This is a genomic window from Mesorhizobium sp. M1399 (assembly GCF_040317735.1).
GTDB lineage: Bacteria > Pseudomonadota > Alphaproteobacteria > Rhizobiales > Rhizobiaceae > Mesorhizobium.
On record NZ_JAMYKZ010000044.1, the window covers coordinates 1 to 7147 of the forward strand.

At 61.3% G+C, this 7147-nt stretch carries 8 protein-coding genes; 4 read left to right on the forward strand and 4 right to left on the reverse strand.

The window, feature by feature from the left end; all coding sequences use genetic code 11:
- Positions 1-194 precede the first annotated feature (194 nt).
- Complete coding sequence (locus NKH05_RS32380; protein WP_352707574.1) at positions 195-851, forward strand: IS5 family transposase; 657 nt, start codon at positions 195-197, stop codon at positions 849-851.
- A gap of 19 nt (positions 852-870) precedes the next feature.
- Positions 871-981 carry a hypothetical protein gene (locus tag NKH05_RS32385; RefSeq protein ID WP_352852253.1) on the forward strand — a complete coding sequence of 37 codons (111 nt, stop codon included), beginning with the start codon at positions 871-873 and terminating at the stop codon, positions 979-981.
- On the opposite strand, the gene NKH05_RS32390 is transcribed toward NKH05_RS32385, so the two are convergent.
- The 3 genes from NKH05_RS32390 to NKH05_RS32400 all read right to left on the reverse strand — a co-directional run bounded on the left by NKH05_RS32390 (position 969) and on the right by NKH05_RS32400 (position 5019).
- Complete coding sequence (locus NKH05_RS32390; RefSeq protein ID WP_352707577.1) at positions 969-1967, reverse strand: NAD(P)H-dependent flavin oxidoreductase; 999 nt, start codon at positions 1965-1967, stop codon at positions 969-971. The genes NKH05_RS32385 and NKH05_RS32390 overlap by 13 nt on opposite strands.
- A 407-nt stretch (positions 1968-2374) precedes the next feature.
- The gene (locus tag NKH05_RS32395) at positions 2375-3979 is read right to left on the reverse strand and encodes a relaxase/mobilization nuclease domain-containing protein (RefSeq protein ID WP_353027046.1); all 1605 of its coding nucleotides are present in this window, start codon (positions 3977-3979) and stop codon (positions 2375-2377) included.
- Between the two features lie 632 nt (positions 3980-4611).
- The gene (locus tag NKH05_RS32400) at positions 4612-5019 is read right to left on the reverse strand and encodes a plasmid mobilization protein (RefSeq protein WP_352707581.1); all 408 of its coding nucleotides are present in this window, start codon (positions 5017-5019) and stop codon (positions 4612-4614) included.
- 447 nt (positions 5020-5466) lie between these two features.
- Between NKH05_RS32400 and NKH05_RS32405 the strand changes: the two genes are divergently transcribed.
- Both NKH05_RS32405 and NKH05_RS32410 read left to right on the forward strand, forming a co-directional pair.
- Positions 5467-6147, forward strand: a complete 681-nt coding sequence (locus NKH05_RS32405) for a nucleotide-binding protein (protein WP_353027048.1) — start codon at positions 5467-5469, stop codon at positions 6145-6147.
- On the forward strand, positions 6144-6554 hold the full coding sequence (locus NKH05_RS32410; protein ID WP_352707585.1) for a hypothetical protein: 411 nt from the start codon (positions 6144-6146) through the stop codon (positions 6552-6554). Before NKH05_RS32405 ends, NKH05_RS32410 begins: the two co-directional genes overlap by 4 nt.
- Before the next feature lie 115 nt (positions 6555-6669).
- On the opposite strand, the gene NKH05_RS32415 is transcribed toward NKH05_RS32410, so the two are convergent.
- A complete protein-coding gene (locus NKH05_RS32415; RefSeq protein ID WP_352707587.1) occupies positions 6670-7011 on the reverse strand; it encodes a hypothetical protein in 342 nt (113 codons plus the stop codon).
- Positions 7012-7147: the final 136 nt, after the last annotated feature.

Sequence of the window (7147 nt, forward strand, 5' to 3'; positions counted from 1 at the left end):
CGCCGACTGATGACAAACCGCTCAGCGGCAGCGCAAGATCGTTCATGGTGGGTGTGGTCTCCGGGAAATGGTTCGGATCGGCTTAAGCAACCAAATCCTACGTTTTTCAACGGCTTGCGCCACATCCACCAACCCCCATGAATTTTTCAGGCTAGGATCCGGACCCATAAAGGGATTCCACTGACGGTGGTTTTATGAGTCACGGTCTCCAAAGGGAGGCCACAGATGAATCGCGATTATTTCTGGCTGACGGAGGGAGCAGGTTTCGCGGCCGCAGGCGCTGCTGCCAACCGACACGCGCGGCAAGCCAAGAGTATGACCGCCGAGCGATTGGCGGCATCGTCCATGTCCTCAAGTCCGGCGGCCGCTGGGTCGATGCCCCGCAAGTCTACGGGCCGAGAAAGACGCTCTACAATCGCTTTGTCCGATGGGCTGCCAAAGGCGTTTGGGTCGACATCTTCCACGCCCTGGCCTCGGCTGGCGGTCCTCCGGCTGAGGTCCTGATCGACCTCTTCGGCCGTGAAGGCGCATCGCTGCGCTTCTGGCGGCACAGGGGGGAGCAAAATCAGGCGATCGGCCGGTCGCGCGGTGGGCGAACCACGAAGATCCACGCCCTGACCGATGGCCTGTGCCGCCCGATCGCTTTCCTCTTGACCGGTGGCCAGGTCGCCGATTGCAGCGCCGGAGATTTGCTTCTGGAGCAGATGCCCAAGAGCCCGATCCTGCACGCCGACAAGGACTATGATACCAATGCCATTCGCCACAGGTCTAGGCTAAAGCGGCGATGCCGAACATTCCGCCGAAGCCAACCGGCGCTGGAAGAACTGCTTCTCCCCGTTCCTCTACCGTGATCGCAACGCCATCGAGCGCATGTTCGGACGGCTCAAGGATTTGCGCCGCATCGCCACCAGATACGATCGATCGGCCACGAACTTCCTCGCTGCCGTCTGCCTAGCCGCTACGGTCAGTTACTGGCTGTGACAGTTGTCCTCGACAAACAGAAGCGAACTTGCGCCCTGAAGCAGGGTGATCGCTTCAGAAACGGTGCGAAGGAGTATGTCACTCGCCGGCTCGATGTCGTGGATGAGGCCGGCGGCCTCACCAATCATGATCGCGGCTATTGTGGGATCGCCACTTGCCCACGCTTCCCGGTAGGCAGCGGACTGCGCGTCAATGTCGGCAAGGAGATGGGCCTCATTGCCGTGCCAGGCTTCCGTAAAAGCATTCTTCCGAACGCGCAGTGAAAACCGCGATGGCCAATCCAGGCGGCGCGCTAGGTCCATCACCGAGGTTCGAACCGTGTCGTCTCCGGTCGCGGCAAGGGCAGCCTGGTGCAGATTTGGATGAACGAGAGCCTCCAACGAGGCCCAGAAACGTGATCCCATCACGACGCCATCAGCGCCAAGCATCAGCGCCGCTGCAAGCCCACGACCATCGGCGATGCCACCGGCCGCGCAGATGAGCGTGTCCGGCGCCCGTCGCCGTACCAAGTTCGCGACCTCCGGAACAAATGTGAATGTCGCTCGCTTCTCACCGTGACCGCCGGCTTCCGCGCCTTGGGCGACGACGATGTCGGCTCCGGCATCAAGAGCGCGGCGCGCGTCGTCGAGGCTCTGGACCTGGCAGATCAAGGGGACCCCGGCGGCCCGTATCGCCGGCGAAAAAGGCGCCGGGTCGCCAAAGGATAGGAAAATCGCACTTGGTCGCCGCTCCAAGGCCTTATCGAGTAGGCGCGGGTTCCTGGCGAGTGACCAAGTTATGAAGCCGCAGCCGACAGGTCGGTTGCCAGATCGCTCGAACTCTCGCGTCAGCCAATCAGCGTCGCCATAGCCGCCGCCGATAAGCCCAAGCCCTCCGGCTGTACTGACCGCACCTGCGAGTTCCCCGCCCGATGCGAATGCCATCGGCGCGCTGATGATCGGATGCTGCAGTTTAAGCCGATCAGTGAGACGGGTTACGATGCGCATCATCACTCCAACAGATTGCCTTGAGTATCGCAGGTTCGGTTGATCCTATCGAGCCCCGCTCAGCGCCCGCGACTAACGGCAACCAGAGCCGCCAGCGCAGTCGACCGACGGTTATGAGTCCGGACCCTAATCTAAACTAACCCATCAGCAAACTTACGACCGGGCTTTGAGCCCGTCACCGATCGATCCAATGGCGCTGCGGTTACCTGGACCGACCTGAAAACCAGCCTGTCACAGCCTTAGCTTCAGTCCATCCAGCAATGCGGCACGAAGCAGATTTCAAGATCATGCGCGGCGTGAGATCTGCGTGGCCATCATCCTGAACCTCGTAGGCGCCAAATGGGCCTCGGCACATGAGGTCACTAACACTCTCGGTCTCTTTAGCCGCAGGCGGCAGTGAGCTCGGCTCAGCGCTCGTAATCCTTATCATTTGAGCGCTGGGTCTTGCGGTCCTGCTCTTCCGACTGCCGTGCCTTCTGTTTGTTGGCGTCCTTCTGCTTGGCTGCCACCTTCTCCTGCTCGGTGCCGGTGCGCGGCTGCTCCGGCTCGCGGGGATCGTCCCGAGTTGGAAGGTCTCGCCCTCGCGGCTCGCGCTCGGGGATAGGCTCGCCACCGCCACCACCACGACGCTGCTGCTGCCGCTCGAATTGCAGCCGCGCGAGACGGTCGTGCATCTTGTCGTTCACCTCTTCACGATACTGTTCGAACTGACCTTGATGCGCCGGCGGCAGCGTCTCGCGCATGTTGTCGAGAGCCTGATTGACGCGGGCCATCTGACGCCGCATTTCCAAGGGGGTCTGCGCCATGTCCAAATCTCCTATCAGTGCATTCAATTCTCTCATACCGGGATGGGACAGAAAAGACTTCTGCCCCGATTGATCAGCTCCGCGACCCGCGCCAGGACCTGGCTGCCCTTCCCCTGTCCCATCGCCACGGAACCGCAGAAAATTGTTGCCGATCGACTCCGCTGCCGTGAGAGCCTGTCCGACTATGCCCGCAGTCCGCATCGTCGTCACAGTCTTTTGCCATGCGGCAGCGATTGCATCGCCGTTCACGATAAGCGATTGCATATCGAAACGGCGTTGCCGCTTGGCCTCCACTCTCTCGATTGTCCTGGCGCTGACCTGATAGCGCGGATCGCTCTGTGCACGGCTGTAGGCTCCGGCATGCTCCTTCGTGAATGGCCGCGTCATCGCATGATCCATGCGCCGCGTCGCCACCATCGCAATGCCGTTCTCGCGTGCTTTTTCCGCAAAAGTCTCGCGCCAGGCTGCGAGATCAGGCTTGTAGAATTTCAGGCGCTCGCCGTCGGCTGACCGTGCCTGCACCATCGCGTGGATATGGACGTGCTTGGTGTCCTTGTGATGCGCCAGGACGAACTTGTATCCTGGCGCTCGCTCCTCGAGCACGCCGCGCGCCGCGGCCATCACGGCGTTGGCATCGGTGCCGGCTCTTGCCGAGAAAAGCAGGTGATAGGCATTGCGGCGCTCACGCCCCGAAAACTGCGGGCGCCATTGTTCATAGATCGAAGCCGCCGCCTTGGTGGAGCTTTTCACAGCAGGCACAGGCTCGCCATTTGCGTGGCGGATGTGGCTGTGGGTGCGGATGAACTTCTGCAGGAAATATTTCGCTTTGGGTTCACGGCTCACGGCCGCCGTTACCTCTGCCTTGGCGACCACCCCCGCCTCGCCCATGGCTTCAGACAGGCGCGCTTCGATCTTGTCGAGCGCCTTGCTGCGCGAATTTTTTTCCCGACCGCCGGCGAGCACCTTGGCAAGCGGTCCGGCCCGCTCATCGGTATGCGCGTAAACCTCCACCGTCTGTCCATCCTGCGCATAGATGAACGGTTTTGCCCCGAAGGCCTTGCTCAGCGCCTCGCTCAAGGCGGCATCGGTCACCTCGCTAGCGAGATCGAAGCGAACCTCGATAAAATTGGTGTTTTCCAAGGGCGGTTCGAACGTCTCGCAAAACGATTCCAGGAACGCCTTTCTTGCGGCACCTGTCGCAAGCACCTGCCCGTCCTCGTCGAAAATCTCGATGTCGTGTTTCTCGCCTTTTTCGTCCTCGCGCTTCCCGATGTAATTGAGCAGCCGGGCGGCAGCTTCCTTGGTCGATGGCGGATTGGGCATGACCTTGAACACGGCAGGCTGCGCGCCCGCCGCATAGCCTGCCCGTGCCGCCACGGCCCGCGCCTGATAGCCCGTCCGCGCCGCTCGTGCCGTACCGCTCGGACGAACAGCACCACGACCACCGCCGCCGCGCCGCTTCCAGTCTTCCTCCTCCTCTTCCGGCCGGAAACCGGCGAGCGTGACGCCATAGATCATGATCGGCGCGCTAGCGGCCTTGGGCGAACTCGCAGCAGCAGTGGACTTCGGTGCCCTGCTGGACATGGAGCTCCCCGCCGCCCCCAATCCTCCCGGCGACGAACGATGGGCGCTCCTGCCGCCACCTGCCGTCGAGCCGCCTCCTTGCCCGAGGCGTCCGCCGCCACCGGTCCGCTCATAGCTCTTCATCGCCTGGAATTCACCGACCTCGCGTCGGGCGCCCGTGACGGACTTGTCGTCGTCCAGCTCCTCACGCTTCACGCCGGACTCGCCTCGAAGATAGCGTTCGATTTCGGCCGCGTAGCCAGCAAGACGACCGCTCATGGCCTGGCCACCCTCGCCTTGCGTGACCCGCCAGTCATCGCCTTCAGTTCCTCGCGAAACTGCCGCACCAGGTTGCCCACGGCGACCAGCGCCTGTTCAAGATCCTCATCGTGGGCAACACGGCCGTCATTTATCGCGCGCACGGCCTGATTGAAATTGACGCCGACGCGCCGCAGCTGATCGGTCATGTCCACGATCGCCGGCCGCAACGCCTCTGACGCGATAGGCAGATACCCGGCCTCTGCCCGCACAAGACGCCGCACGACCTCGCTGACGGTAACGCCGTCCCGCTCCGCAATGGCTTTAAGGTTGGCCAGCTCGTCAGCCGAAAATCGGATGTGCGTCACCTCGCCGTAGCGCCGTGACGCGTTCTGTACCGCTGCTTTCTGGGCGCCTGCATCCATCTCTCAAGCCCGCTTGCGGGCGCTAAGGCCCGACAGGGCCGCGCCGCCTATTTTGTGTGTATCACAAAATAGGCTATCCTGCCAAGATAAAGACAAAGCCGACGTTCCTTTCTCACCAGCCCAGTTGTCAACCGCAGCGGGCCGGTCGCGATGTGTTTCCATCGTGACTTGATGTAGTGTGTCTATGATGCGTTGAGGACTGATGCGTAGTCGGAAATGCGTAGTCGGAAATGCGCAGTCGATGGGCCACCGGACCTATTCCTTCGCTGCAGATAGCAGCTGCGCAAAAACCGCACCGTGAACGAGCTCTTATTGGTGCGCGCCTGGGTTGCCAAACCAGTCTTCCCCGTTGACTATGTCACCATGTCTCTACCGTGATATTGTTCCATGTTGACTTGTTTCCATGTTAACATGGAAACAAGGAGACAACGCCGGAACGAGGCCCCCATGATCATCTCCGCTGCGATCCCCAAGGGCGGCACTGGCAAATCGACGATGCTGCGCGCCCTCGCATCCGTCGCGCTGCATCGGGGCTATTCGGTCACTCTTATCGACGGAGACCGGCGGCAGAACATGCACCGCTGGTTCCAGATGCTGGGCGAGGCTGGCAATCGTCCTGACAGGCTCACGATGGTGAGCGCGATGACGCCGCAGGAAATCCTTCGCGCAGCAGCCACTCACAACGGTGAGCGCTCGGTCGTCTTGATCGATACGGAAGGCACCACAAACGATAACCTGATGGCCGGGCTCTTCGCCGCCGATATTGTCGTCGTGCCGATCTATTTTGCGCTTGATGATGTGACCGCCGCCATCCAGATCACCGACCACTACATCCCGCTGGCGGTCGAGAGCCGGGGTAGACCGCTGCCTGCGATATTCGTGCTGACCAAGCAGACCATCATCGATAGCAGGGCGCGAGCCCTGACCGAACTGCGCGCCATCATCCAGGCCAATGGCACGCCCATTGCAGAACATGTCCTGCACAATCGTGTTGCCTACCGCGACCTTCAGACCGGGCAGACCCTTTACAGCCATGGGGTGCCTGATGCGAAGGCGATTGCCGAGAGCGAAGGGGTCTTCGACGACCTTCTGCAAACCTTCATCGAAGCCACAAGGAACGCGGAATGAGTGAAGAAACCGCACCGAAACCCGGTGACGACAAGAAAGCCCGCATGATGAAGGCGATTTCCACGCAGCCGCCGGCACTGCCGAGCATGTTCATTTCATCGCCGAAGATCGAGGCGCAGAAGCTGGAGCCGAATGTCGGATCGGCGATGTCGCAGACGCCCGAGCCGGCATCGGGTGCAAGCCCTGACTTTCGCAAGCTGCTGCGGCAGGGTCAGAAAAAGGATCCGATAGCCGGCAAGAAGATTCGCGACGAGGAGATGATCCGCTGCGGGTATTACCTGACGGCTGCGGAGCAGCGCCATTTCAAGCTGCTGGCGATCAGCAACGGCCACAGCATGACCGAACTGCTGCGAAAGGCTGTGCAGGATTATATCCGCATTCATAAGCACAAACTGCCGAAGGAATAATCGGCGGTTTTGAGTCGCTCTCGCATGCCGTGACGGGTGATGTTCGTGGCTCTTTTGCAACGTGCAAAAAAGGGCCCGCGACGGAGTGTTCCGTCGCGGGCCCTGAGATGTTTGCCTACTTGGATTGGTTGAGGTGTTTCAGCATCTGGCCGAAGATTGTGTCTCGCACCGGACGCCCGCTGGCTGCCGCTTTGTCGCCGACCAGCTTTGCCGCCAGTTTGGGCGACAACGGCATGAAGTCGTAGCCGTGTGCGATGGCTGCATGGCGAAGATCGTCAAGCGCTTCGAACGCGCGATCGCGGGTGCCAAGCCAAAGACGGGGCTCGTCGGTTTCTTCGTGCGGGAACGCTTGCAGGAAGTAGGTCCGAAGCGGTAGGTCGTAGCCGATGACAGCGTCTGGATCGGAGTGGCCCTTTCCGATGACGGTGCCAGTGACAGTGATAGTATAGCGGCTCATTGCAACCTCCTTTTGCCGGTGGGGAGCCCGGGCCCGCCCCCGCGGGGCCCGCGGGATATAAGGGGGTTGTTTGGTAAGTGAAGAAATTTTGTTAATAGCACCACCCCCCGGGGCGCGGAGGTGCGACGAAAAAACC